We start from the raw sequence: 23,992 nt of genomic DNA, 5'->3' as shown, positions 1-23,992 counted from the left end.
GCTCCTTGAACCACAGCAAAAACATAAGTGTCGGGTTCAAAAGACAGCAGTTCAAGCCTGATCGGAGCGTTTGGCTTCTTGTTCCAGCAACTGACGTTTACGCTCAACGCCCCAACGATAACCGCTGATTGAGCCATCGGCGCGGGTAATGCGATGGCAGGGCACCACCACCGCCAGCTTATTGGCAGCGCAGGCACCGGCGACGGCTCGGCTGGCTTCCGGCCGACCCAGGCGGGCAGCCAGTTCGGCATAGCTGAGCGTCTGCCCTGCCGGAACAGTACGCAATGTTTGCCAAACCTGACACTGAAAGGCGGTGCCTTGAATATCCAGCGGCAAGTCGAACACCTGTTCCGGCTGTGCCAGAAAAGCCACCACCTGAGACAGCATCTCATCGAACGCTTCACCTGCTTCAATCAGCGTTGCCTTGGCGAAAGTCTGCTGCAGTCGCTGTTGCAGGCTGTCCGCATCATCGGCCAGTTCAATGCCACAGATGCCCCGCTCGCTGGCGACCATCCCGACCCAACCCAGGTGACAGGGTGCCCGGCCATAATGCAGGCGCTGTCCGGGAGCACCCTGGCGATAATCCGACGGTGACATGGACAACCGCGATCGGGCCGCCTCAAACAAACGGCTGCTGGAACCGTAGCCGGCCTGGTAACTGGCATCGGTAACGCTGGTCGCTGTTTTTAACGCCGCTTTCAAACGCCCTGCGCGATACTCTGTCGCATACTGATGTGGGGTCACCCCCATCACCCGACGGAACAAGCGCTGGAAATGCCACTGGCTGAGTTTCAGATCGGCCGCCAAATTGGCCAGCGTCGGCGTTGGATCTTCGTTCTCCAGGCGACGGCAGACAGCAACCAGCGCCTGGCGTTGTTGCTGTGCTGGCGTCTGCGCATCCGGCCGACACCGCTTACAGGGTCGAAAACCCGCCGCTTGCGCTGCCGTCAGTGACTCAAAAAACCGCACATTCTCACGGCGCGGACGACGCGATGAACAGTCCGGCCGACACACCACACCGGTGGTAATGACGGCGTATAAAAATGGCGCCAGTCCGTCGAATTGGCGTTCCAACAGGGCGTGCCAACGCTGGTCGTCCAATGATGAAGCATTCACAGTCATACTCAGGTCTCCTGATGTCAGCGATCTTCACCCAGACTAAGGTTGCCAGCAAGCACGCTCACTCCGAGCCTTGCGCTGCAATTTTTAATCTGTCGTCCAGTAAACTGATTTGCTCTAATACGGCCACCTATCCATTGACCAGGATGCTGTATGCGTTACGACTGGATCGTCTTCGATGCCGACGACACCCTCTTCGACTTTGGCCAGGCCGAGCATCACGCCATTGGTCGCTTGCTTACCGGTATTGGCCTCACCGACACCACGGAACATCGAGCGCTTTACTCCGGCATCAACCGACACCTGTGGCAAGAGATGGAACGCGGAGCGATTCGTCCCGAAGCCATCAAGCTGATGCGCATCCGACGACTGTTTGATGAAGTGGGCGTCGATGAGGCAGCCGAGCCCTGGGCTGACCGTTTTCTCGACTTTTTAGCGGAAGGCTCAACCTTGTTGCCCGGTACGTTAACCACCCTGCAACGCCTGGCCGAGCACGCCCGTCTGGCGGTACTGACCAATGGCCTGACGCGGGTACAGCGCCCACGGCTGGAACACTCCGGCCTGGCTCCGTTGATCAGCGCCCTGGTGGTATCGGAAGACATTGGCGTTGGCAAACCCGACCCCCGAATATTCGAAGCCATGAATCTGGCCATGGGCTCCCCCGAACGCGACCGCGTATTGATGGTCGGGGACCGCTACGAAACTGACATCCAAGGCGGTCGCAACTACGGTTGGGACACCGCCTGGCTAACCGCCGCCCTGCCCGACGAATTGGAACCTCCAACGCGTCAGATTCAACGTATCGAAGAGCTGGCCACTTGGCTGCTGGAGGACTGATCGATTGCGTCTGGCCAGCTACAACGTCGCCCTGAACCGAGCGTCAGAATCGGCCCTGAACACCGAGCTTAAAGGTGCCGGCAGTACTCAGTTGCGTGCCGTCATAGAGGTGATGCAATCACTGCAGGCGGATGTACTGGTGCTCAACGAAATCGATCGCGATGCGGACGCCACGAACCTGGATTTATTCGCCGATCGTTGGCTACTGCCCGCTGGGTTGGATTATCCGCATCGCTATTTTGCGCCGGTTAATACTGGCGTTGATTCCGGTCGCGATCTGGTTAAAGACGACCAGCAAAAAACCACCCCTTTTGGCTTCGGTGCCTTCCCGGGTCAGTACGCTATGGCGGTCTTATCGCGTTGGCCGATCGACCTTTCTGCCAGCCGTACGTTTCAGCATTTTTTGTGGCGCGACCTTCCTGGCGCTGACTTCCCCAAACAACCCGACGGCTCTGACTTTTACCACCCTGATGACCTGGGCGTGCTGCGATTGTCGAGCAAGTCGCACTGGGATGTATTAATTCAGGCACCGGATGGGGATTTCCATCTGCTGGTCAGCCACCCGACGCCGCCCGCCTTCGACGGACCGGAACGACGCAATGCACACCGCAACAACGATGAAATTCGCTTCTGGCTGAACTACCTGAATGCAACGGAAACATCGCCAACAATCAGCGACGACCAGGGTCGACAGGGCGGGCTAAACCGTGATGCAGCTTTTGTCATCGCAGGCGACCTAAACGCCGACCCTGACGCCGGTGACAGCCTGGGTGCCATTGAGCAATTGCTGAACCATGCACACGTCCAGGACCCCAAACCCACCAGCCCGGGCGCTCGTCAGCGCTGGCCCGCGGGTAACGGGCGGCAAACCGCAGACTGGGGGTTACGGGCCGACTATGTGCTGCCTTCACGGCAATGGAAACGGGATCAATCCGCCGTACTCTGGCCTGCGGATAACCACTTGGCCGAGGCAGTTCGCACCGCCTCAGACCATAGACCTGTCTGGGCCGACCTGACCCTCAACTTGGCTTAACGTGTTCCGCCAAATACAACCAAGTATCGAGTACCGAGTCAGGATTCAGTGACACAGACTCAATACCCTCGTCCATCAGCCACTCGGCAAAGTCCGGATAATCCGACGGACCCTGACCACAGATACCGATGTACTTGCCGTGCTTCCGGCACGCCTGAATCGCCAGACTCATCAGCCGTTTAACCGCCGCGTCACGCTCATCGAAGCTGCCAGCCACCAGCCCGGAATCGCGATCCAACCCTAAGGTTAACTGGGTTAAATCGTTGGAGCCGATGGAGAAGCCATCAAAATACTGCAAGTAGTCATCGGCCAGCAGAGCGTTGGTCGGCAGCTCGCACATCATGATGACTTTCAGTCCGGCTTCGCCTGACTTGAGTCCATTCTCTGCCAGCAGTTCCACCACCTGGCGACCTTCATCGACGGTGCGCACAAAAGGCACCATCAACTGGACGTTATCCAAACCCAGCTCTTCCCGGACTCGCTTCATGGCCCGACATTCCAGTTCAAAGCAATCGCGGAAACTGTCGGCGACATAACGCGAGGCACCGCGAAAACCGATCATGGGGTTTTCCTCAGCCGGCTCATACAAAGAACCGCCCACCAGGTGCGCGTACTCGTTCGATTTGAAATCGGATAACCGCACAATTACGGGTTTCGGATAAAACGCCGCCGCGATGGATGCCACGCCCTCAACGATTTTCTCAACGTAGAACTCCACTGGGCTGGCATAGCCGGCCATGCGGTGGTCGATGCTTTCGCGCACATCAACCGGCACCTCGTCATAGTTCAGCAAGGCTTTAGGGTGCACACCGATCATGCGGTTGATGATGAACTCCAGTCGCGCCAGTCCCACACCGGCATTGGGCAACGCTCTAAAATCGAAGGCCCGGTCGGGGTTACCCACGTTCATCATGATTTTAAACGGCAGTTCCGGCATCGCCGATAAATCGCTTTGATCGACGTTGTAATCCAGCAGTCCGGCATAGACTCGACCGGTATCGCCTTCCGCACAAGAGACCGTTGCTTCGACGCCACTGCTCAATCGTTCTGTCGCATCGCCACAACCGACCACCGCCGGTATACCCAGTTCACGGGCAATGATTGCGGCGTGGCAAGTGCGACCGCCGCGATTGGTAACGATGGCCGAGGCGCGTTTCATGATCGGTTCCCAATCGGGGTCGGTCATATCGGTCACCAGCACGTCGCCGGCCTGGACTTTGTGCATCTCACCCAGATCGTGAATCACCTTAACCGGGCCGCTGCCAATACGCTGACCAATGGCACGACCTTCAATCAATACCTTGCCGTGCTCTTTCAGCGCATAGCGTTCAATCACATTGGCAGCACTCTGGCTCTTCACCGTTTCCGGCCGTGCCTGCACGATATACAACTGGCCATCGCTGCCATCGCGCACCCATTCGATGTCCATGGGGCGACCGTAATGCTGCTCAATGGTCACGGCCTGACGCGCCAGTTCGTGTACTTCGTCATCCGTGATCGCAAAGCGCATCCGTTCATCTTCCGGCACGTCGACAGTCTCGACCGAACGACCGGTTTCTGCGGCTTCGCCATAAATCATCTTGATCAGTTTGGAACCCAGGTTGCGCCGCAAAATCGCCTGTTTTCCAGCCTTCAGCGCCGGTTTGTGCACATAAAATTCGTCCGGGTTCACCGCACCCTGAACCACCGTTTCACCCAAACCGTAGGCCGCGGTAATAAACACCACCTGATCGAAACCGGATTCGGTATCGATGGTGAACATCACCCCGGAGGCACCGATGTCAGAACGCACCATCCGCTGTACACCCGCAGACAGCGCAACCAGGCTGTGATCGAACCCCTTATGCACTCGATAGGCGATCGCCCGGTCATTAAACAGCGACGCAAATACTTCCTTAATCGCCTGCAACACCGAGTCGATGCCGCTGATGTTCAAGAAGGTTTCCTGCTGACCGGCAAAAGATGCGTCCGGTAAATCTTCGGCGGTGGCCGAAGAACGCACCGCCACGGAGGTGTCTGGATTGGCGTTACACAAATCGGCATAGGCTTCGCGCACTGCCGCTTCCAACTGTTCCGGAAACGGCGCTTCCATAACCTCTGCCCGTATTTGTTTGCCGGCACGAGCCAAGGCTTCAACATCGTCTACATCAAGCGCAGACAAGGTGGCGTCGATGCGCTCTTTCAGACCTTCATATTGCAGAAATTCACGATAAGCATCAGCCGTTGTCGCAAAACCGCCCGGGACTGAAACACCGGCGTCTGCCAGATTACTGATCATCTCGCCGAGGGACGCATTCTTGCCGCCAACCTGGCCGACATCACCAATACCGAGATGTTTGAAGTCGATAACGAAGTCCATCTGTGTATCCTCCCGCCCGGACGGCTGTTTTATTGTTGTTCCGTGGTTCGCTGCTCTCTACTGTAGCGTTCAGCCCGTTCATTCCAGGCATTTTTTCGTTGAATGTTCACCATTCGTCATCCGAATAAGCATCGGACTTTTCTATAGATGACAATAGCCCACCTGCGGCGCTACTGTCTGATCTGTGTCAGTCAATGGAAGGATTCACCATGACCACTCGCTCCATCTACTTCATTTCCGACAGCACCGGTATTACCGCTGAAACCGTCGGTTACAGTTTGTTATCGCATTTCGATGGACTCGAGTTTAACGAGACGGTCATGTCGTTTATCGACACAGAAACCAAGGCGCGCAATGCGGTAGATCGTATCGCGCGTGATGCTCGTAGCAGTGGCCTGCAGCCCATCATTGTGGAAACCATCATCGACCCCAAAGTCCGCGCGGTTATCCATGCCAGCGATGCCCACGTGGTGGATGTGATTTCCACCTTTCTTTCGCCGCTGGAAAACTTACTGGGCCAACCTTCCAATATTCGCATTGGCCGACCTCAGGTATCGGCGCATCAGGGTCGATACCAGCGTCGCATCGATGCCATGCAGTTTGCGTTGGAAAACGACGATGGCCGACGTACCCAGCACTACGATCAAGCGGATATTATTCTGGTGGGCGTGTCACGATCCGGGAAAACCCCCACCAGCATTTATCTGGCCTTGCAGGCCAATGTTTACGCAGCCAACTACCCTTTAACGATGGACGATTTTGATCACCCCAAATTACCACCGGTTCTACAAAGCCATCGCGACAAACTTTACGGATTAACCATCGCGCCACGCCGACTGCATCAGATTCGGCACGGCCGTAAAGCAGACAGCGATTACGCCTCATTAAGACAGTGTGAAGACGAAGTAAGAATGACCGAAGCGTTGTTTCGTCGCTTTGGCATTCCCTTTATCGATACCACCCAACTATCAATTGAAGAAATTTCGACACGCATTCTTGTCGACAAACGGTTGCGTGAGCGGGTGCGAAATTAACGCACACTCCGGTACTCGTGATGGAAGCTTGGTTTTGTAAAAACCAATTGCCATAGCTGCCCCTGGCGAGAACGGAAAAAACCAGCGCAGGAATAGAGGTAAAACCGCCACAGCCGTTGAAAACGTTCATCATACTGAGGCAGTTCCTCCCAGGCTTTGTTGATATTGTCGGCCCAGGCCATGAGCGTACGATCATAATCCGGGCCAAAATTGTGCCAGTCTTCCAACCGTAATAAATCAATACTGCTGCGCGTAATTTCCTGGCGCGATGGAATTTTTCCATTCGGGAAAATGTATTTATGGATATAAGGTTCTGGCGCTTTCGTAGTGATTTCATCACCAATGGTGTGCAATAAGAACAAACCATCATCGCTCAGTAACTCAGCCGCTTTGGTAAAAAACGTCCGGTAATTCTTAACCCCAACGTGCTCAAACATACCCACCGAGACAATGCGATCGTAGTGGCCGGTTAACGACCGATAATCCTGCAACCGAATATCGACCGGTAAACCTTGCACCATTTCGCACGCCAGTTTGTGCTGCTCTCGAGAGATGGTGACACCGGTTACCTCTACGCCGTACTGCTCAGCTGCATAAGCCGCCATCCCGCCCCAACCACAGCCGATATCAAGCAGTTTCATGCCGGGTTCCAGTTTCAGTTTACGGCAAATCAAGTCGAGCTTATCGGTCTGTGCATCGGCCAGATTGTCGGCTTTAGTCCAGTAGCCGCAACTGTACATCATGCGCGGATCGAGCATGCGGCGATAAAGATCGTTACCGATGTCGTAATGCGCTTCACCAACGTGAAAGGCGCGCTTAATGCTCTGAAAATTTAGCAACTGATACGCCACTGCACTGAGTGCTAATTTCAACTTGACCAGCAGACCAACTCGATCGTTTAAGCGCGCTCTTAAAACTCGGGTAAAGAACTCATCCAACTGCTCGCAACCCCACCAGCCGTCCATATAAGACTCGGCTAGACCGATGGATCCATCGCGTAAAATCCGTTTATAAAAAGCGGTGTTATAAATCTGGATATCCCAGGGGCGCTCACCATTAATCCGAATATCGGCCAGTGCCAGCAACTGTACGAAATGATCAGGCGGGGTATGTTGGGTGCCGCGGGCAAAGGCTGCAGCATTCGCGTCGGCTGGAGGCGCCGATGAACCTAAGGTTTTACTGGTATCGGTATCACTGTTCATCCCGCACTCCTGTTCAAAAGATTGATACAAGAGCCTCGGTACTGCTAGCGATACCTTACAAAAAAGGTATCGCCAACCGGGCATTTCCCGACATTATTCCGATTGCTTATGCTATTCGAATTAATTCGGCCAATGCTGTCAATAGCCAGGTCGTACAGTGGTTTATTCAAAAACGTGACGATGATTGCGCTGTGATTGCAGTCGCACTACCAGGCTTTCTATTTCGGCATCCCGAATATCGTTTTCACTGAGATGGCGCGCAATGTTTAACAGATAATCCCGGCTGGAACCGCGGCCTCCAACCGCATGGCGAATCATCTCAACCTTGTCGTCCAGATCCGGCTGCACAAATTGTGGATGACTTTCGTTCACCACCATGGTCAGCGCCGAAACGCTGCGTCCATCGGACAGATCGATCGGCAGCCACAGCGGCACATAACAATCGGTGACTAATTCGCGCTCAATCAGTCGATGAAGGGATGGTTGCAGCTGTGCTTGGTCGAGCCGAAAGGCGTGACCTTCGCAGCAACCACCGGCTTGGTATCGAATGCCCAAGACCAAACCTGGCTGTTCTGGAGACCCCCGGTGCACCGTCGCCTTGATGCACATCTCACGGCGATAATGCGCCAGGCTGGCGGCGCCGTCTTCCACCACGGCCATTTCCGGGTTCCAGATCAATGACCCATAACCAAACACCCACACCGGACCAGCATCGGGTTTATGCTGCAATATGACGCGTTCAATGGCGCCCAAATCGGTTAAATCGGCCTCAGCCAGGAAGGCCCTCATCTGCTCCAGCATTGTTCAGACTCCCACCAGAACCCAGGCTAAAACCAATGGCATAACCACCAGACTGGCGGCATTGGAGAACAGCACCATGGCCGCCACCTGGTCAGGCTGCTGGTTAAAGCGTTCGGCCACCAGAAAATTCAGCACCGCCGGAGGCAAGGCGCCAAACAGCATCAACATGCCGGCCTGCACCGGTGGCAAATCAAACAGCACCACCAGTGGCCAGGCAACGAGCAGCCCGAGCACGGGTGCGGCAATGGCACTGATGACGCCAATACGCCAGCCACTGAGATCCAGCCTGACCAAGCGTACGCCCAGTGAAAACAGCATTAGTGGTACCGCTATGTCACCCAACAATTGCAGTGAACGAACCAGCCAATCGGGCAGATTGATATCAAAACCCGCAATCAGCAAACCGCCGACTGCCGCCAAAATCATGGGATTTTTCAGTACGGCGAGCAGATGAGTTCGTGGATTAAGCAGCCACATACCCACGGTAAAATGCAGGGTGTTTTCGACAATGAATAGAATCACCGCCACCGGCATGTACTGCTCACCAAAGGTAAACAGAAACAGCGGCAGGCCCATATTACCGCTGTTCCGGAACATCATCGGCGGTACAAAGGTTTTCCACTGAGCGCCGATCATTCGTCCCAAAGGCCAGGCCAGCAAACCCGGCAGCAGAGTCACTAAAATGGCGGCCAGTGCTAATGGTCCGTAATGACTCAACTCCAGCGGCCGCGATGCAAAAACGCTTAAAATCAGAAAAGGGGTAAACACATCCATATTGATGCGATTGGCCGCTTCCATATCCGGCGCGTGCCTTCGCCCGTATAGATAACCCACCAACACCACCAAAAATATGGGGACAACGATGGCGGCAATACGTTCAATCATCCATTAACCTTAGCGCCATCAGCGCGCGTCGTTTGGTAAACCCAGAGCAGCCATAAGACGGCAAAACTCCATTCGTAGCCCAATTGCCACACCCCAGGCCACGCATTGCGTTGCCAGAACGCCAGTTGCAGCAGCACAAAACAGACCAGCAGCACCCACTTCAATACCCGCCCCAACACCGTCATCAGCGTCAAACGCCAGCCTGCGACCAACGCACCGGCATACAGCACCCAAACCAGGGTGTTGTGCAGCAGTTGAGTGACTGACCCTTGCAAAGGGCAACTCAGATCACAGGGGAACACCATGCGGCCGATCAGGCTGGCCGCAAAGGCAATGACACCAAAACGAACCCAAGGATCCATACGCTGCGGTTCGTGGAATTTGCGGACGGCTTCAACCGTGCCCATCCAAAACGCGCCGATCAGCAGAAAAACACCGTTCGCCAAGGAGCGCTCACTGTACTCCAAAGCACCGCGTTCATTGATCAACTGGTTCGGCAGATCCAGACCCAACAACCAGGGCGTGGCGAAGATTAACAGCGCCGACAGCGCGCTTAAAAAAAGTGCCTTGCTCACAATGGCTTCCATCGGTGTGTAAAAGCCGTAGCTTAACGGCCGGCCGAGGACAGGAAAAGCAGACTCTGCCCAACACATCATTGCCTGAGGAGCAACGCTTCGGCTCATAAGCCCAAGTGATTTCCCCCATCGCCTTGCGTATAATTCGCGCGCCTTACACCTTTCACCGGTTTCGGCATAGCTATCGCGCCAAGCGCCAACGCTTCGCTTTGATCCTCAGCGACGTGCCCCGACGACTGCATGCGCAACCGCTGTGCCGGTTCATAGATGCACAGAGGTAGCGTTACGTTATGCCAGAGTTTCTGACCCCCTTGTTAATTGCCCTCGCCGTCCTGGCTTTGTTGGGCGTCATCTTCGAAGAAGTAACTCACGTCAATAAAGCCAAAGTTACGTTGTTTTTCGGCACCCTGGCCTGGGTGCTGCTGTACGTCTTTGTCGATGACCCTCAATCACGGGAAATGGTCAGCGAAACCTTCAGTGAAAACCTCGGGGAAATTGCCAATCTCTGGCTATTCCTGGTGGCCACCATGACCTTCGTGGCTTACCTCAACAAAAAAGGCATGATCGAGAATCTGATTTACCTCTTTATGCCCAAAGAAGTCAGTGAAAAAGTCCTGCTGTTTTTAACCGCAGTATTCTGCTTCGTATTCAGTTCGCTGGCCGACAACATCACCGCCACCTTGGTATCCATGACGCTCGTTTTGTCGCTGAAACTGGACGCCAAAAAGACCGTGCGCTTCGCCACACTGGTCATTTTTGCCGTGAATTCCGGCGGCGTTGCTTTAATTACCGGCGACGTCACTACCTTGATGATCTTCCTGGCAGGAAAAATTGGCATTGCTGATCTGCTGTCATTGATTGCGCCCTCTTTTATTGCCGTTATGGCATTGGCGGTGATGCTCTCCTTTGGTCTCAAAGGTCGGGTAGTGATCGAGCAAAACCGCCACGAAGTCCGGCGTGTGGACATGATCATTGCCGCGGTCTTTTTGTTGACCATTTTTGCCACCATCGTCGGCAATGCACTCTATCAACTGCCACCCGCGCTGACTTTTTTAACCGGTCTCTCGGTGATGTTTTTAATCTCACGTTTCTATAACGATGACGAAGATCAGATTCTCGAATTTATTCGCGTCATCGAATTCGAAACGCTGCTGTTCTTCCTGGGTATTTTATTACTGGTTGGCATGCTCAAAGAAATTGCCGTCCTGGATATGATCGCACTGCAATACACCGAAGCGCCTTCGTTCATTGCGAACTATGTAATTGGCTTTGTTTCCGCGCTGGTCGATAACGTGCCGTTAACCGCGGCTCTTCTGAAGTCCGACATCGATATGGATGCTACGGCCTGGATGGGCCTCACCTACGCCGTCGGTGCGGGTGGCTCCTTGCTGGTCATTGGCTCAGCCGCTGGCATTGTCGCCATGAGTAAGGTGAAAGAACTGACTTTCAAATCTCACCTGGCGTCAATCTGGTTACTGATTCCAGCCTATACGCTGGGTTATTACCTGGTGTATTTGCTGGGTAACTGGATGCATGGCGGTCTGTAATTCATCAAACAAAAAAAGGGCGCCTAGGCGCCCTTTTTGATGAAACCGAACAAATGATCAGCCATTCACTTCTTTAAAGGTGGCTTCCATTTCTTTCGACGGTTCCGCTGTCATTTGGCTCACCACAACAATGGCCAACGTTGACAGAATAAAGCCCGGTACGATTTCGTACATGTCGAATAAACCGCCGGACAGCTGCTTCCAGATCACCACGGTCAAACCACCGACAATGATACCGGTCAGGCAGCCAAAGCGGTTCATGCGTGACCAGTACAGCGACAGAATCACCGCCGGACCGAAGGCCGCACCGAAGCCTGCCCAGGCATAAGACACCAGACCCAGGACACTGCTTTCCGGGTTCAATGCAAACAGCCAGGCAACAATGGCGATCACCACCACCGCGGCGCGACCGATCTTAACCAGCAATTGCGGGTCGGCGTCTTTATTGAACAGCGATTTGTAGAAATCTTCGGTCAACGCTGAAGACGACACCAGCAACTGAGAATCGGCGGTCGACATAATCGCAGCCAGAATGGCGGCCAACAGTACCCCGGCGACCAGCGGATGGAAGATGCCCTGAACCAGACTGATAAAGACGGTTTCAGCATCGGCCAGCGGCGTATCGAAATAGCCGTTACCCGCAATACCCACCAGCAACGCACCGGCCATGCCGATGAATGTCCAGGTTACCGCAATGCGGCGCGCCGTCGGCACTTCAGCGCGGCTCTTGATGCCTTTGAAACGCGCCAAAATGTGCGGCTGACCGAAATAACCCAGGCCCCAGGCCAGCGACGAAATAATCGCCATGGCACCTAAGGTGCTGCCATCCGGGTTCGTGAACAGGCCCAGCATGTTAGGGTTGGTGTCGTTCAATACGCCGACCGGTCCCTGACCCACTGCAATCAACGCAGCAATCGGTACCAGAATCAGTGCTGCTGCCATCAACAAGCCTTGCACCAGGTCGGTCCAGGAAACGGCCAGATAACCACCAAAGAGGGTGTAAGAGACCACGGCAATGGTGCCGATGGTGACGGCAACGGTGTAGTCGAGACCGAAGACGCTCTCGAACAACTTACCGCCGGCAACCAGACCAGAGCTGGTGTAGAACAGGAAGAACAGCAAAATAAAGAACGCAGCGATCACGCGGATCATGACCGTGTCTTCAAAACGATTGCTGAAATACTGAGGCAGGGTCAGGCTGTCGGACGCGGCTTGAGAATAAGCACGCAGACGCGGTGCCACTACCAGCCAGTTCAGATAGGTGCCGACCAACAGGCCAACGGCAATCCAGGACGCCCCCAAACCAGACGCGTAAACCGCGCCGGGCAAACCCAGCAACAGCCAACCCGACATATCCGACGCACCGGCGGACAGTGCCGACGGCCAAGGCCCCAAAGAACGACCACCGATGATGTAGTCCGACAAGTTAGTGGTACGGCGATACGCCCAAATACCAATCCATAGCATTACCGCCAGATAGGCGATAAAGGTCAAACTGATAGCAAACATATTGCTCATAGTTGACTCCAGGTTGTAGTTGTTTTGATCAATGCTGATTCGAGCATGACGTTATTGTTATCCGGCCAAAGCCGGCTTACCCAGAGAGTGACGCTCACCCGTCACACCCCTGGGCAGTGGCCGCCAAGATGCAGCGGCAACTTCGTTGACCCCTCAGTCGTCGGTTTCCAGCGACAACAAGGTGGCGTTGCCGCCAACGGCAGTGGTGTTGATGGTGCGCACCCGCTCCGTCGCAAAGCGCTTGATGTAGTTGGGGCCGCCGGCTTTCGGACCGGTGCCCGATAATCCACGGCCGCCAAACGGCTGCACACCAACAACGGCACCGATCTGGTTGCGATTCACATAGCAATTCCCAACACGCGCCCGCGCTTCAATATAAGCAGCGGTCGCTTCGTTGCGGCTGTGAATGCCCAGCGTCAGTCCGTAGCCGGTGTTGTTGATATCCTCGATCACCTGATCCAGTTCCTTCGCTTTAAAGCGATGAATGTGCAGGATGGGACCAAACTGCTCGCGGCCGATTTCGTGGAAGCCCTCAATGGTCAGCACCACCGGTGCCAGGAAGTGGCCTTTCTCAGTGCCTTCACCCAACTCGGCCTGAGCCACCACTCGATCCTTAGCGCGCCAGCCTTCAACGTATTCGGACAACGCCTGGTGTGCCTTGGCGTCAATCACCGGGCCAGAATCGGTGGCGTAAAACTGCGGGTTCCCAATTTTAAGTCGACCCAGCGCGCCGCCAATCAGCTCAATAATTCGATCGGCTATATCGTCTTGCACGCACAACACACGCAACGCCGAACAACGCTGACCAGCACTGGCAAAGGCTGACTGCATGACATCCGCCACGACCTGTTCGGGCAGTGCCGTAGAATCAACAATCATGGCGTTCTGACCGCCGGTTTCGGCAATCAAGGTCGGAATGGCACCGGTGCGTTGCGCCAGCGTCCGGTTGATGCGATGCGCGGTTTCGGTCGAGCCCGTGAAGGCAACGCCGACCAGTCGTTCGTCCGGCAACAACGCATCGCCCAAAGTAGCACCCGCGCCCGGCAGGTAATGCAGCACATCGGTCGGCACACCGGCCTGATGAAAGAGTTCGATGGTGCGGCCAGCAATCAGCGAAGTTTGTTCCGCTGGTTTTGCCAACACCGTATTACCGGCGACCAGTGCCGCACAGATCTGGCCGGTAAAAATTGCCAGCGGGAAGTTCCATGGGCTGATGCACAGGAAGACACCACGGCCTTCGTAATAGTGCTCGTTGCTTTCACCGGTCGGTCCGGGCAGCAACGTGGGCTCGCTCATATTGGTACGGGCTTCGGCTGCGTAATAGCGGCAAAAATCGACGGCTTCGCGCACTTCGTCGATGCTGTCTTGCAAGGTTTTACCGGCTTCACGCGCGCACAGCGCCATCAATTCAGCGGTGTTTGCTTCCATTAAATCGGCCAGTTTATCCAAACAGGCCGCGCGCTTAACCGCGGGCGTTCGGTTCCAACCGGACCAGGCCTGATGCGCCGCGGCGAGTGCTTCGCTTGCCAGCTCGGCCGTCGTCCAATCCAACTGGCCGACGCTCTGGTTAGTGTCATAAGGTGACACTATGGTTTGCGTTTGTCCGGTTGCCACCGCCTTGCCTGCCACCAGCGGTTTCAGATTCCACTGGGTTTCATCGTAACCGGCAATGTCTTCCAGCAACGGCTCGCGTTCAAACGCAACCGCCAGGTTATAACCCTGAGAGTTACGACGACTGTCACCGAACATCTCACCCGGAAGAGGAATTTTCGGATTGCGAAACACCGGATGACGCAGGGCCACTTCCACCGGCGACTGCACCAGATCGCCCACTGGAGTTTCAGCGTCGACCAGGCGATGGACGAACGAGGAATTCGCACCGTTTTCCAACAGGCGACGCACCAAATACGGCAACAAATCTTTGTGCGCACCAACCGGCGCGTATATCCGCACCGTGGGTTTATCGGATTCCAGCAAACTGTCGTAGAGCGCATCGCCCATGCCGTGCAAACGCTGGAATTCGAATTCTCGCTTTGGATTCAGACGCGCCAGTTCCGACACCGATGCCACGGTGTGAGCATTGTGCGTGGCAAATTGTGGATAGAGCGCACCACCAACGGCATCGCTCATCAGAAAACGCGCGCACACCAAATACGACACATCGGTGTTTTCCTTGCGCGTATAGACCGGATAATCGGCCAGACCCAACTGCTGGGCGTGCTTAACTTCGGTATCCCAGTAAGCGCCTTTAACCAGACGAATCGGAATGATGTCGCCTTGTTCCTGCGCCAGTTTGGTCAGATACCCCAGCACCGCCAGCGCACGTTTTGAATACGCCTGAATCACCAGACCAAAATGCCCCCAGCCACGGGCGACGTCGCTGTTAAAAACCTGCTTGAACAGACGTAGCGACAGTTCCAGCCGGTCCATTTCTTCGGCATCGATGGTGATGCCCACGCCCAGCTTACGGGCCTCGACAACCAGCTGGCTGACACGATCGGCCAGCTCGGTCATCACATCATCCTGATGCGCTTCTTCGTAACGCGGATGCAGTGCGGAGAGTTTGATGGAAATGGTCGGACGCGGCAGTTCGCCCCACTCGTCTTTGCGCTCACCGAGGATACGCACAGCTTCGAGGTAGGACTGGAAATAACGCTCGGCATCGTGGTCGGTAAAGGCCGCTTCGCCGAGCATGTCGAAGGAATAGGTGTAGCCTTTTTTGCGATAGTCGCGGCCGTTCTTGATGGCCTCGCCAATGCTGCGACCGAGCACAAACTGTTTGCCCATAATGCGCATGGCCTGGTTCATCGCAGCACGAATCACCGGTTCACCGGCGCGATTAATCAGTTTGGACAAGAGGTTCGCCGGCGAGGTTTCGCGGCTGTCGAGCGACGTCACTTTACCGGTCAGCATCAATCCCCAGGTCGAGGCGTTAACCAGCAAAGAATCCGACTTACCCATGTGTTCTTTCCAATCCGCGACTGACAGTTTGTCGCGGATCAGATCGTCAGCGGTTTCGGCATCGGGCACACGCATCAGCGCTTCGGCCAGACACATCAGAATCACGCCTTCTTCATTATCCAAGCTGTATTGTTGCAGCAGTTTGTCGACCGCGTGAGCAACATCGCCCTGATCGCGCACCTGTTCAACGATACGGCGCGCGGTGCTTTCTACCTTGGCGCGACTGCCGTCGGACGGTTCCGCCAGCTCAATCATCTGCGCCATGTATTCGTCTTCATCGACGGCGTACTGATCACAGATAAAGCGGAACCATTGGTCCGCGTCCAGATTACGGTATTCGCCGGAGAGCGCCCGGGCCGGATCAAACTGAGTCATAGCGTCGTGCCTGTCGGTTAGGTGAATCACTGACCAACCACAGTAGAGCGCCGTGCTCGTTGCTGGCTTGTCAAAAAAACCGGTTCTTTTGCAAAAAAATCCGCTGTTGCGAACTCAGATCACAGCTTGAAGCGACGGTTCTTGACGTCGGAAAACGACTTAACTGGACTGCTGACGGCGCACCTGGCCCGGTGACAAACCCAGTTCGTTTTTGATGGCGTGCGTCAAAGCACTCTGGCTGGAAAAGCCGGTTTCAACGGCAATGTCAGCAATGGGATGGGACGAACAACGCAACAGCCAAACGGCCTGATCGAGGCGGTGTTTCATCACATATTGGTAAGGTGTAAGACCCGTGGTCTGACGAAAACGCAGGTGAAACTGACTGAGACTGAGATGACAGGTTTCCGCCAATTCTGCGACTGAGACTTTGTCCTGGAGGCGCTGTTTGATCAGTTGATCAATGCGCTCCATATCGAGCCGACCCGGGCTTTCGTGCGCTCGTAAGGTCTCGCCGGTCAGGCGCTGGTAAAGACTGTGCAACAACAACGCACTGATGTGTTGCTGCATTTGAGGGTCCTGGCCGTGCAACTCCAACTCGTGCGCCATGGCTTTCAGCAAGGTGCTGAAATGCTCGTCCAGTTGGAAATAATGCGGACGGTCGAACAGACGATCGAGCATTTCCCGATCGATGCGGCTGTCGATGGCACTGTCCAGATCAAAATCCAGCACCAGCATGCGATTATCACCGAGCCCCTGAAACGCATGGCCGCATTCGGTGGGCACCAGACAACCACCGCCGATGCGCAGCTGCTCACCACCGGTGCCTTCGAGCTCAAAATCAGCAGCCCCTTCAAAGCCCAGCACGACCTGATGATGACGGTGATGATGACGATCGCCGCTTTGCGGCATCTGCGCCAATCGACTCACTCCACCCAGCCACATGCTGCCTCCTTTTACCGACTAAAGTCGGACCCCGTCTCAGTGGGTGACACCTTAAGCCGCGCCAGCCCCGTTGCCAATAGCCAGGCCGGTATCCCTACAAAACGACACCGGAAATCTTTGCAGACCGCTTTTATTTCAATTAATATCCGACCGGTTGGTTATTAATGGAGAAACAGCATGGCTCGAACCCGGAGCATTGATCAGCAAGGCATTCTGGATGCGGCCGAAGCCGTCGTCGCCCGCGATGGCGCTACCCGCTTAACACTCGATGCCGTTGCGACCCAGGCCGGCGTTAGCAAGGCTTCGGTGCTTTATGACTACAAAAACAAACAGGCGCTGATTGCGGCGGTGGTGCAACGCGCGACCGACCGGGACAACGCCTTTAACCAAAGCCAGATCGACGCACTGGGCAACACCGACAGTCCAGTGATTCGTGGCCGGATCAACGCCGCCAGTCAGCCGTTTCCTGAAGAGTTTGGTGCGGTCGCGTTGCAGCTGTGTGCGGCGCTGGCGCAAGACCAGACGCTGCGCGGCATCATCCAAACCAACCAGCAGCAAACCCTGGCGTCGGTGCTCGATACCGCCAACAACCCACGCGGTGCGCGTCTGGCTTACCTGGCCCTGGAAGGCCTGAAACTGTTGGAGTCGTTCGACTACCTGCATTGGTCCGACGAGCAGCGCCGTGAAATTCTCGGTGACATCAAATGGCTGGTGAACAGCCAGCCTGGCAACGCGGCCAACCCCGACTGAATCCCAACCTTTGAGAATGAATTGATGACAACAACGTCGTACTTTTTAACCGGCGGCAGTGGTTACATCGGCCGTAACCTGATCCGTTTTCTGACCGCCCAAGGTCATGCGGTGAACGCCCTGGCACGCAGCGAAAAATCGGCTGCGATGATAGAAACCCTGGGAGCAAAAGCCGTGCGTGGCGATGTACTCGACAGTCATCTGGCTGAGGTGATGGCCGGTTGCGCGGTACTGATTCATGCAGCCGCCGATACCGATCACGACAACCGCTCCAAAACGCAGTACCAAACCAATGTCGACGGCACCCGTAACGTACTCGACAGCGCTCGTCGCGCGGGTATCAAAAAAGCGCTGGTGCTCAGTACGGAATCGGTTTTGCTGACAGGAAAACCGCTGCACCACATCAACGAAGATCAACCGATACCTGCCAAAGCCATTGGTGAATACAGCCGCAGTAAAGCCGCTGCCGAACGTCAGGCACTGGCCTTTGCCGCTGAGGATTTTCAGGTCATCGTCGTGCGGCCGCGGTTTGTCTGGGGGCGCGATGACACCACCGCCTTGCCGCATTTAGTTGCAGCAGCCGAATCGGGACAGCTGGCCTGGATTGACGGAGGGCATTACCAAACCTCCACCACTCATATTCACAATCTCTGTGTGGGCATCGAGTGCGCATTGGCGAACGGCAAAAACGGCGAGGTGTATTTTATAACCGACGACGAACCCGTTGAATTCCGCCAATTCGCCACCGACTTACTGGCCACTCAAGACGTTGCCGTTCCCGACAAAACTGTGCCACTGAGGTTACTGAAAACACTGGCGAGCGGGGGCGATTTTCTCAGCCGGATAAGCGGCGGTGTGATCCGAGGCCCGGTGACCCGACAATCGCTGGCGACCTCTGCGTTTGAGGTCACCCTCGACATTAACAAAGCAAAAACCGAGCTGGGTTATCAGCCAGCCATCAGCCGCGCTGACGGTCTGGCCGAGTTAAAAAACAACACCTGGTAAGCGCTAGCCGTCGGCTCGATAACCATTGACCGACGGCGATTCCCATCCCCCACTATTGGTCGAATCCGGCTGATAGATTTCCACCACTAAGGGATAACACGACGCCGCATCACTGGAATGACTGGCGCTGCAATCACCGCCCGGACAGGCCGACAGCGCGCCGAGCAAATCGTCTTCGGCAAAAAATTCCAGATAATCGCCGGGCCGCACCGGACTCGCTTTCATGATGTATTGATGCGTATCGAGACTGAAACCAGTACACATAAAGACATTCAATACATCGTGCACATAAGGCTCGGCCTGCCCGAACGACCAGCCTTTGTAGTCGGCCAGGGCGCGCGTCAAATTGGAGTGGCAACAGTGGTGATAATGCCGGCCACTCAATTGATGCTCGGTGTAGGGATCGCAGCGCGTACCAATCACATCGTGCACGCTGCAACCGTCGTCGTCCCAACCGTACCAATCGAGCGTATCGGCAGTGATGGTCGCCAGCGGACGCAGAAACGGAAAACGACTCCACAAGCGATCACCGGTGCTCAGGTGAGTGCCGTGCAAAGCGCGCGTTTTGCCGCTGTAGAACGCTTCGTTTAAGTCATGCTGATGCCACAGATTCAGATCACCCACCTGCGGCCCTTCGGTCGAAACGATGCGAAAGAAATGGCCCGCTGGTACAGAAAAAACGTCGGCACTGCGCGGGTTAATTTCAAGGCACTTCAGCAACGTCAGTTTTTGACGAGCGCTTTGATAAACGCGCCGGTCAGCGGTGGTGTGATCGTTCGTTGGGTAAGCCACCACCGCGGGTTCGGCGCGGCGAGCAGCAGCATCAGCAGGAAGCGGAAATTCAGGGGACGATTTCATAAGCGACTTCAGTATGCATGAACTGGGTGCTCCAGCATGCAGTGACGAACACCGCCTGCCAAGTCCGGTTGGTGGTGCGCCCCTGTCTTACCGAGCACAGCCCTGGTGCGTTTTGAAGCGTTGGACGCTGTCACCCCGATTCAACAGCACGGCTAGAGCTGGCGTCTGCTCTGCCTGTACCGGTTGGCATTCAATAATGGCACGCGCCCTGCTTTGGATTTACCAAGCCAGCGCAGCGAGGGCGTGAACAGGTTGAACCTTCCCTGCGCTGGCTGCTGACAGGATATCGGTGAGTGTTATGACTTCGACGCTACGGTGACCTCACCGTCGTCTTTGCATACGACCCGACCCCAACACTCACCCTAATCCTGCATTGCATGTACGACCGCGGCGTCATCATTGTTCCTACAGTGATGGCGCCGTTTTTTGTTGGCGACCTATACCGACGGCCAACTGGTCTGATGCCGGCATCGGCGTTATGCTCGAGATAACGTCAAGGGGTCGCATTGTTGTGACGCAGCTGGAATTTTTCGACATCCCCAGTCCCTGCATCGGGGTCTGCGAATCCGGACCGCGCGGTTTCTGTCGCGGTTGCCTGCGCTCGCGCACTGAACGCCAGCAATGGCATCAGCTTGATACGGCCACCAAACGACAAGTGATCCGTGCCTGCCAGATTCGCAAACTGCGCCTGGCTCGCGGTGCACCGCTCAATGATGAAGACGCCCCCGATCAAAGCCTGCAAGTGTCGCTGTTTGAATCTGACGACGCTGAAGAAACCTAAACCATGAACGACTCTCTGTTCACCGACCTGACCGCCCTGTCCTGCCCTTACTGCGGCGCTGCCATTCAATTAATCACCGACCCGATGGATGAAGAACAGGATTACATTGAAGACTGCGAAGTCTGCTGCCGCCCCATGCGTGTATTGATCAGCCCGGACGGCAACATCCAACTGCTGCGCGAAGACGACTGACCACCCGCACGCCGCCCTCTTTTTGCACATTCACGCCGGTCTATTGTTCATCCTTGGTGCGACAACCGACCGATAAACCGACCAGTGTTAACCGTCAAAATCGCCGCAAAGCCCGTGTTCAGGCGGTTTTAAAAAGTTGGCACAGCCTTCGCTTTATAGAAATCAGTCATGGCAGAACGCCGCTGAATTGATCAGAGGCGGGCTGTAATGGCCTTACACTGTGATTTGCGTATCGAGCATTGGCGCTCTTGGGGATTCCCCAAGAGCGTCTTTTTTTTGCGCCTAAGAAATGTCACGCAGCGACGGAGGAGACAGCAATGAGCCAGCGCAAGGACCTTATCATCATCGGCAACGGTATGGTCGGCCACCATTTTGTCGACACCTTCCGCGCATTGAATGGTGCTGACCAATGGCGCATCCACATCATCGGTGAGGAGCGCCATTCGGCTTACGACCGGGTGCATCTGTCGGAATACTTTCAGGGCCGCAGCCACAGCGACCTGGCATTGGGAACCAGCGAGGGCTATCAACAGGCCGGTATTGCCGCTCATCTGGGCACGCGGGTAGAACGCATCGACCGCGCCGCCCACACCGTCTTACTCAGCGACGGCGAAGAGCTGTGTTACGACAAGTTGGTACTCGCTACCGGTTCTTATCCTTTTGTGCCGCCCATTCCCGGCCACGATGCTGAGCGCTGTTTTGTCTATCGCACCCTGGATGATCTGGACGCCATTCGCAGCGCCGCCGATCAGGGCAAAACCGGCGTGGTCATCGGTGGCGGTTTGCTCGGTCTGGAAGCCGCCAACGCGCTGACATCGCTGGGTCTGACCACTGAAGTGATCGAATTTGCGCCCCGGCTGATGCCCGTTCAGCTCGACGCCACTGCCGGTACGGTGTTGAAAGACAAGATCGAAGCACTCGGCGTTCGGGTACACACTGACACCGCCACGCAGCAAATTGAAACGCTCAACGATGGACGCCTGCGCCTGCATTTTGCCGATGGCGAACCACTGGAAACGGATGTACTGGTGTTCTCTGCCGGCATTCGTCCACGTGACGAACTGGCGCGCCAGGCTGGATTAAAGGTCGGTGAACGCGGTGGCGTATGCATCGACAACCACGGCCGGACGTCGGACAACGACATCTACGCCATCGGCGAAGTCGCGCTTTGGGATGAGCGCATTTTCGGTCTGGTCGCACCCGGTTATCGCATGGCCGAAACCGTGGCCGCGCACCTGGAAGGCTGCGACAGTCCTTTTCTGGGTGCCGATATGAGCACTAAATTAAAACTGCTGGGCGTAGACGTTGGTGCTATTGGGGATGCCCATGGCACCACGCCCGGTACCCTCAGTTTTCGGTACCACAACGAAGCCAAGCAGCAGTACAAAAAAATCGTTACCAGCGCCGATGGTAAACGTCTGCTCGGCGCCATTCTGGTCGGCGACAACAGCGCTTACGACAGCCTGCTGCAGTATTACCTCAACGACATAGCGCTGCCGGCCGAACCCGACAGCCTGATTCTGCCCAGCGCCAGCGCCGCCCCGGCATTAGGTCCCGATGCCCTGCCCGATTCGGCCACCATCTGCTCGTGCATGAACGTCACCAAAGGCGGCATCGTCACGGCAATTGACGGCGGCTGTTGCAGCGTTGCTGAGGTCAAAGCCGAGACACGCGCCAGCAGCAGTTGTGGCGGTTGCGCAGCGATGCTGAAAAACCTGGTCGATGCCACCTTGGAAGCTCGCGGTGTTGAAGTCGATCATTCCTTGTGTGAACACTTTTCCTACACCCGTCAGGCGCTGTATCACCTGGTGCAGGTGGAACAGATTAAAACCTTCGATGAACTGATCAGACGGCACGGTCGCGGTCACGGTTGTGATATCTGCAAACCGGCCGTCGCCTCCATTCTCGCCAGTCATTGGAACGAAGGCGTGCACGACGCCGCGCACGTGAAACTGCAAGACACCAACGACACCTTTCTGGCGAACATGCAAAAAGACGGTACCTACTCCATTGTGCCGCGCATTGCCGGTGGTGAAATCACGCCCGATAAACTGCTGGTGATCGGTCAGGTGGCCAAAGATTATCGGCTCTACACCAAGATTACCGGCGGTCAGCGCATTGACCTCTTTGGCGCACAACTGCATCAGCTTCCGGAAATCTGGCAGCGATTGATCGACGCCGGTTTTGAAACCGGTCACGCCTACGGCAAAGCCTTACGAACGGTAAAATCCTGCGTCGGCAGCACCTGGTGTCGCTACGGCCAGCAGGATTCGGTTGGCATGGCGATCTTACTCGAGAACCGCTACAAGGGTTTGCGCGCACCGCACAAAATTAAATTCGCTGTGTCCGGTTGCACGCGAGAATGCGCCGAGGCGCAAAGCAAAGATATCGGCGTGATTGCGACTGAAAACGGCTGGAATTTATACGTCTGCGGTAATGGCGGCATGAAACCGCGACACGCCGATTTATTCGCCACCGACCTCGATGACGTTCATCTGATTCGCACCATCGATCGCCTGCTGATGTTCTACGTACGCACCGCCGACCGACTGCAACGCACTGCCCGCTGGATGGAAAGTCTCGAAGGCGGTCTCGATTATTTAACCGACGTCATTCTAAACGACTGCCTGAATCTGGGAGAGGAACTCGACCAGCAGATGGCGCGCATTGTCGATACTTACCAATGCGAGTGGAAAGCCACCTTGGAAGACGAACAAAAGCTGAAGCGTTTTCGTACCTTTGTGAACAGCCCGGCCGGTGACGACAACATTCTTTTCGTCGAAGAACGGGATCAAATCCGACCGGCTACCCATGAAGAAAAGAACCGCTTAATTGCATCAGCCTGAGGCATTAAAAATGACTGTTCAAACTCAAAACCTGAAGTGGGTTCAACTGTGCCAACGCGGCGATTTAGTAGCAGAATCGGGTGTCGCCGCTCGCCTTGAAGACCAGCAGCTTGCGTTGTTTTATTTGCCCGATGAAAATCGAGTGTATGCCATCGACAATCACGACCCATTCAGCCAGGCCAATGTGCTGGCTCGTGGGTTAATCGGTGACCTGCATGGCGAGTGGGTCGTGGCATCGCCCATCTACAAACAACACTTTCGCCTAACCGATGGTCAATGCCTCGAAGCATCCGAGGTGCAACTGAAAACCTGGCCTGCGCGCCTGAATAACAATAACGTAGAAATTGCACTCGCACTTTAAAGGGTACTGAC

At 55.6% G+C, this 23,992-nt stretch carries 20 protein-coding genes; 10 read left to right on the top strand and 10 right to left on the bottom strand.

Annotated features, from left to right (window positions below; genetic code table 11):
* Window positions 1-51: 51 nt before the first annotated feature.
* Entirely contained in the window at window positions 52-1,122 is a 1,071-nt protein-coding gene (gene ada / locus BGP77_RS11775) for a bifunctional DNA-binding transcriptional regulator/O6-methylguanine-DNA methyltransferase Ada (RefSeq protein ID WP_108164927.1), read from the bottom strand.
* Window positions 1,123-1,272: 150 nt separating this feature from the next.
* Here ada and BGP77_RS11770 point away from each other — a divergent pair, with 150 nt between their 5' ends.
* Both BGP77_RS11770 and BGP77_RS11765 read left to right on the top strand, forming a co-directional pair.
* Window positions 1,273-1,956, top strand: a complete 684-nt coding sequence (locus BGP77_RS11770) for a YjjG family noncanonical pyrimidine nucleotidase (RefSeq protein WP_108164926.1) — start codon at window positions 1,273-1,275, stop codon at window positions 1,954-1,956.
* Between the two features lie 4 nt (window positions 1,957-1,960).
* Complete coding sequence (locus tag BGP77_RS11765; protein WP_108164925.1) at window positions 1,961-2,989, top strand: endonuclease/exonuclease/phosphatase family protein; 1,029 nt, start codon at window positions 1,961-1,963, stop codon at window positions 2,987-2,989.
* On the opposite strand, the gene ppsA is transcribed toward BGP77_RS11765, so the two are convergent.
* Complete coding sequence (gene ppsA, locus BGP77_RS11760; RefSeq protein WP_108164924.1) at window positions 2,976-5,348, bottom strand: phosphoenolpyruvate synthase; 2,373 nt, start codon at window positions 5,346-5,348, stop codon at window positions 2,976-2,978. The genes BGP77_RS11765 and ppsA overlap by 14 nt on opposite strands.
* Window positions 5,349-5,557: 209 nt before the next feature.
* On the opposite strand from ppsA, the gene BGP77_RS11755 reads away from it, so the two are divergent.
* Window positions 5,558-6,382 carry a pyruvate, water dikinase regulatory protein gene (locus BGP77_RS11755; protein WP_199224269.1) on the top strand — a complete coding sequence of 275 codons (825 nt, stop codon included), beginning with the start codon at window positions 5,558-5,560 and terminating at the stop codon, window positions 6,380-6,382.
* On the opposite strand, the gene cfa is transcribed toward BGP77_RS11755, so the two are convergent.
* The 4 genes from cfa to BGP77_RS11735 form a co-directional block, all read right to left on the bottom strand.
* The gene (gene cfa / locus BGP77_RS11750; RefSeq protein ID WP_108164922.1) at window positions 6,379-7,584 is read right to left on the bottom strand and encodes a cyclopropane fatty acyl phospholipid synthase; all 1,206 of its coding nucleotides are present in this window, start codon (window positions 7,582-7,584) and stop codon (window positions 6,379-6,381) included. The two genes, BGP77_RS11755 and cfa, sit on opposite strands and share 4 nt — an antisense overlap.
* Before the next feature lie 162 nt (window positions 7,585-7,746).
* Window positions 7,747-8,385: a gamma-glutamylcyclotransferase gene (locus BGP77_RS11745; RefSeq protein ID WP_108164921.1), complete on the bottom strand. Its 639-nt coding sequence runs from the start codon at window positions 8,383-8,385 to the stop codon at window positions 7,747-7,749.
* Between the two features lie 3 nt (window positions 8,386-8,388).
* Entirely contained in the window at window positions 8,389-9,270 is an 882-nt protein-coding gene (locus tag BGP77_RS11740; protein WP_108164920.1) for an AEC family transporter, read from the bottom strand.
* On the bottom strand, window positions 9,267-9,845 hold the full coding sequence (locus BGP77_RS11735) for a DUF998 domain-containing protein (RefSeq protein WP_146171239.1): 579 nt from the start codon (window positions 9,843-9,845) through the stop codon (window positions 9,267-9,269). The genes BGP77_RS11740 and BGP77_RS11735 overlap by 4 nt, the downstream gene beginning before the upstream one ends.
* Before the next feature lie 290 nt (window positions 9,846-10,135).
* On the opposite strand from BGP77_RS11735, the gene nhaD reads away from it, so the two are divergent.
* Window positions 10,136-11,392 carry a sodium:proton antiporter NhaD gene (gene nhaD / locus BGP77_RS11730; protein WP_108164918.1) on the top strand — a complete coding sequence of 419 codons (1,257 nt, stop codon included), beginning with the start codon at window positions 10,136-10,138 and terminating at the stop codon, window positions 11,390-11,392.
* Between the two features lie 57 nt (window positions 11,393-11,449).
* On the opposite strand, the gene putP is transcribed toward nhaD, so the two are convergent.
* The 3 genes from putP to BGP77_RS11715 all read right to left on the bottom strand — a co-directional run bounded on the left by putP (window position 11,450) and on the right by BGP77_RS11715 (window position 17,188).
* The gene (gene putP, locus BGP77_RS11725; RefSeq protein ID WP_108164917.1) at window positions 11,450-12,910 is read right to left on the bottom strand and encodes a sodium/proline symporter PutP; all 1,461 of its coding nucleotides are present in this window, start codon (window positions 12,908-12,910) and stop codon (window positions 11,450-11,452) included.
* A gap of 153 nt (window positions 12,911-13,063) precedes the next feature.
* Complete coding sequence (gene putA, locus BGP77_RS11720; protein ID WP_108164916.1) at window positions 13,064-16,246, bottom strand: bifunctional proline dehydrogenase/L-glutamate gamma-semialdehyde dehydrogenase PutA; 3,183 nt, start codon at window positions 16,244-16,246, stop codon at window positions 13,064-13,066.
* Between the two features lie 159 nt (window positions 16,247-16,405).
* Window positions 16,406-17,188 carry an AraC family transcriptional regulator gene (locus BGP77_RS11715; RefSeq protein WP_108164915.1) on the bottom strand — a complete coding sequence of 261 codons (783 nt, stop codon included), beginning with the start codon at window positions 17,186-17,188 and terminating at the stop codon, window positions 16,406-16,408.
* 177 nt (window positions 17,189-17,365) lie between these two features.
* Between BGP77_RS11715 and BGP77_RS11710 the strand changes: the two genes are divergently transcribed.
* Together BGP77_RS11710 and BGP77_RS11705 are read left to right on the top strand one after the other, a co-directional pair.
* Window positions 17,366-17,938, top strand: coding sequence for a TetR/AcrR family transcriptional regulator (locus BGP77_RS11710; protein ID WP_108164914.1), 573 nt, complete (start codon window positions 17,366-17,368; stop codon window positions 17,936-17,938).
* A gap of 24 nt (window positions 17,939-17,962) precedes the next feature.
* The gene (locus BGP77_RS11705) at window positions 17,963-18,943 is read left to right on the top strand and encodes an NAD(P)-dependent oxidoreductase (protein WP_108164913.1); all 981 of its coding nucleotides are present in this window, start codon (window positions 17,963-17,965) and stop codon (window positions 18,941-18,943) included.
* Between the two features lie 3 nt (window positions 18,944-18,946).
* Here BGP77_RS11705 and BGP77_RS11700 read toward each other — a convergent pair whose 3' ends face one another.
* Window positions 18,947-19,801 (bottom strand): DUF1989 domain-containing protein, encoded by an 855-nt coding sequence (locus BGP77_RS11700; protein ID WP_108164912.1) that lies wholly within the window; start codon window positions 19,799-19,801, stop codon window positions 18,947-18,949.
* A 511-nt stretch (window positions 19,802-20,312) separates the two neighbouring features.
* On the opposite strand from BGP77_RS11700, the gene BGP77_RS11695 reads away from it, so the two are divergent.
* From BGP77_RS11695 to nirD, 4 genes are all read left to right on the top strand, one after another.
* Window positions 20,313-20,582, top strand: a complete 270-nt coding sequence (locus tag BGP77_RS11695) for a DUF1289 domain-containing protein (RefSeq protein ID WP_255414357.1) — start codon at window positions 20,313-20,315, stop codon at window positions 20,580-20,582.
* 3 nt (window positions 20,583-20,585) lie between these two features.
* A complete protein-coding gene (locus tag BGP77_RS11690) occupies window positions 20,586-20,774 on the top strand; it encodes a CPXCG motif-containing cysteine-rich protein (protein WP_108164910.1) in 189 nt (62 codons plus the stop codon).
* A gap of 317 nt (window positions 20,775-21,091) precedes the next feature.
* Entirely contained in the window at window positions 21,092-23,620 is a 2,529-nt protein-coding gene (gene nirB, locus BGP77_RS11685; RefSeq protein WP_108164909.1) for a nitrite reductase large subunit NirB, read from the top strand.
* A gap of 10 nt (window positions 23,621-23,630) precedes the next feature.
* Entirely contained in the window at window positions 23,631-23,981 is a 351-nt protein-coding gene (gene nirD, locus BGP77_RS11680; RefSeq protein WP_108164908.1) for a nitrite reductase small subunit NirD, read from the top strand.
* The last annotated feature ends 11 nt before the right edge of the window (window positions 23,982-23,992 follow it).

This window comes from Saccharospirillum sp. MSK14-1 (assembly GCF_003054965.1).
Lineage (GTDB): Bacteria > Pseudomonadota > Gammaproteobacteria > Pseudomonadales > Natronospirillaceae > Saccharospirillum.
Note: the sequence above shows the minus strand (reverse complement) of the source record. Positions and strands in the feature narration are given on the sequence as shown.

Excerpts from the sequence above, each read along its gene's own strand:
- BGP77_RS11770 (WP_108164926.1), top strand. The coding sequence starts at position 1,273 with ATGCGTTACGACTGGATCGTCTTCGATGCCGACGACACCCTCTTCGAC.
- nirD (WP_108164908.1), top strand. The coding sequence starts at position 23,631 with ATGACTGTTCAAACTCAAAACCTGAAGTGGGTTCAACTGTGCCAACGC.
- ppsA (WP_108164924.1), bottom strand. The coding sequence starts at position 5,348 with ATGGACTTCGTTATCGACTTCAAACATCTCGGTATTGGTGATGTCGGC.
- putA (WP_108164916.1), bottom strand. The coding sequence starts at position 16,246 with ATGACTCAGTTTGATCCGGCCCGGGCGCTCTCCGGCGAATACCGTAAT.
- nhaD (WP_108164918.1), top strand. The coding sequence starts at position 10,136 with ATGCCAGAGTTTCTGACCCCCTTGTTAATTGCCCTCGCCGTCCTGGCT.
- BGP77_RS11700 (WP_108164912.1), bottom strand. The coding sequence starts at position 19,801 with ATGAAATCGTCCCCTGAATTTCCGCTTCCTGCTGATGCTGCTGCTCGC.
- BGP77_RS11755 (WP_199224269.1), top strand. The coding sequence starts at position 5,558 with ATGACCACTCGCTCCATCTACTTCATTTCCGACAGCACCGGTATTACC.
- BGP77_RS11690 (WP_108164910.1), top strand. The coding sequence starts at position 20,586 with ATGAACGACTCTCTGTTCACCGACCTGACCGCCCTGTCCTGCCCTTAC.
- ada (WP_108164927.1), bottom strand. The coding sequence starts at position 1,122 with ATGACTGTGAATGCTTCATCATTGGACGACCAGCGTTGGCACGCCCTG.
- nirB (WP_108164909.1), top strand. The coding sequence starts at position 21,092 with ATGAGCCAGCGCAAGGACCTTATCATCATCGGCAACGGTATGGTCGGC.
- cfa (WP_108164922.1), bottom strand. The coding sequence starts at position 7,584 with ATGAACAGTGATACCGATACCAGTAAAACCTTAGGTTCATCGGCGCCT.
- BGP77_RS11715 (WP_108164915.1), bottom strand. The coding sequence starts at position 17,188 with ATGTGGCTGGGTGGAGTGAGTCGATTGGCGCAGATGCCGCAAAGCGGC.
- BGP77_RS11745 (WP_108164921.1), bottom strand. The coding sequence starts at position 8,385 with ATGCTGGAGCAGATGAGGGCCTTCCTGGCTGAGGCCGATTTAACCGAT.
- BGP77_RS11705 (WP_108164913.1), top strand. The coding sequence starts at position 17,963 with ATGACAACAACGTCGTACTTTTTAACCGGCGGCAGTGGTTACATCGGC.
- BGP77_RS11740 (WP_108164920.1), bottom strand. The coding sequence starts at position 9,270 with ATGATTGAACGTATTGCCGCCATCGTTGTCCCCATATTTTTGGTGGTG.
- putP (WP_108164917.1), bottom strand. The coding sequence starts at position 12,910 with ATGAGCAATATGTTTGCTATCAGTTTGACCTTTATCGCCTATCTGGCG.
- BGP77_RS11710 (WP_108164914.1), top strand. The coding sequence starts at position 17,366 with ATGGCTCGAACCCGGAGCATTGATCAGCAAGGCATTCTGGATGCGGCC.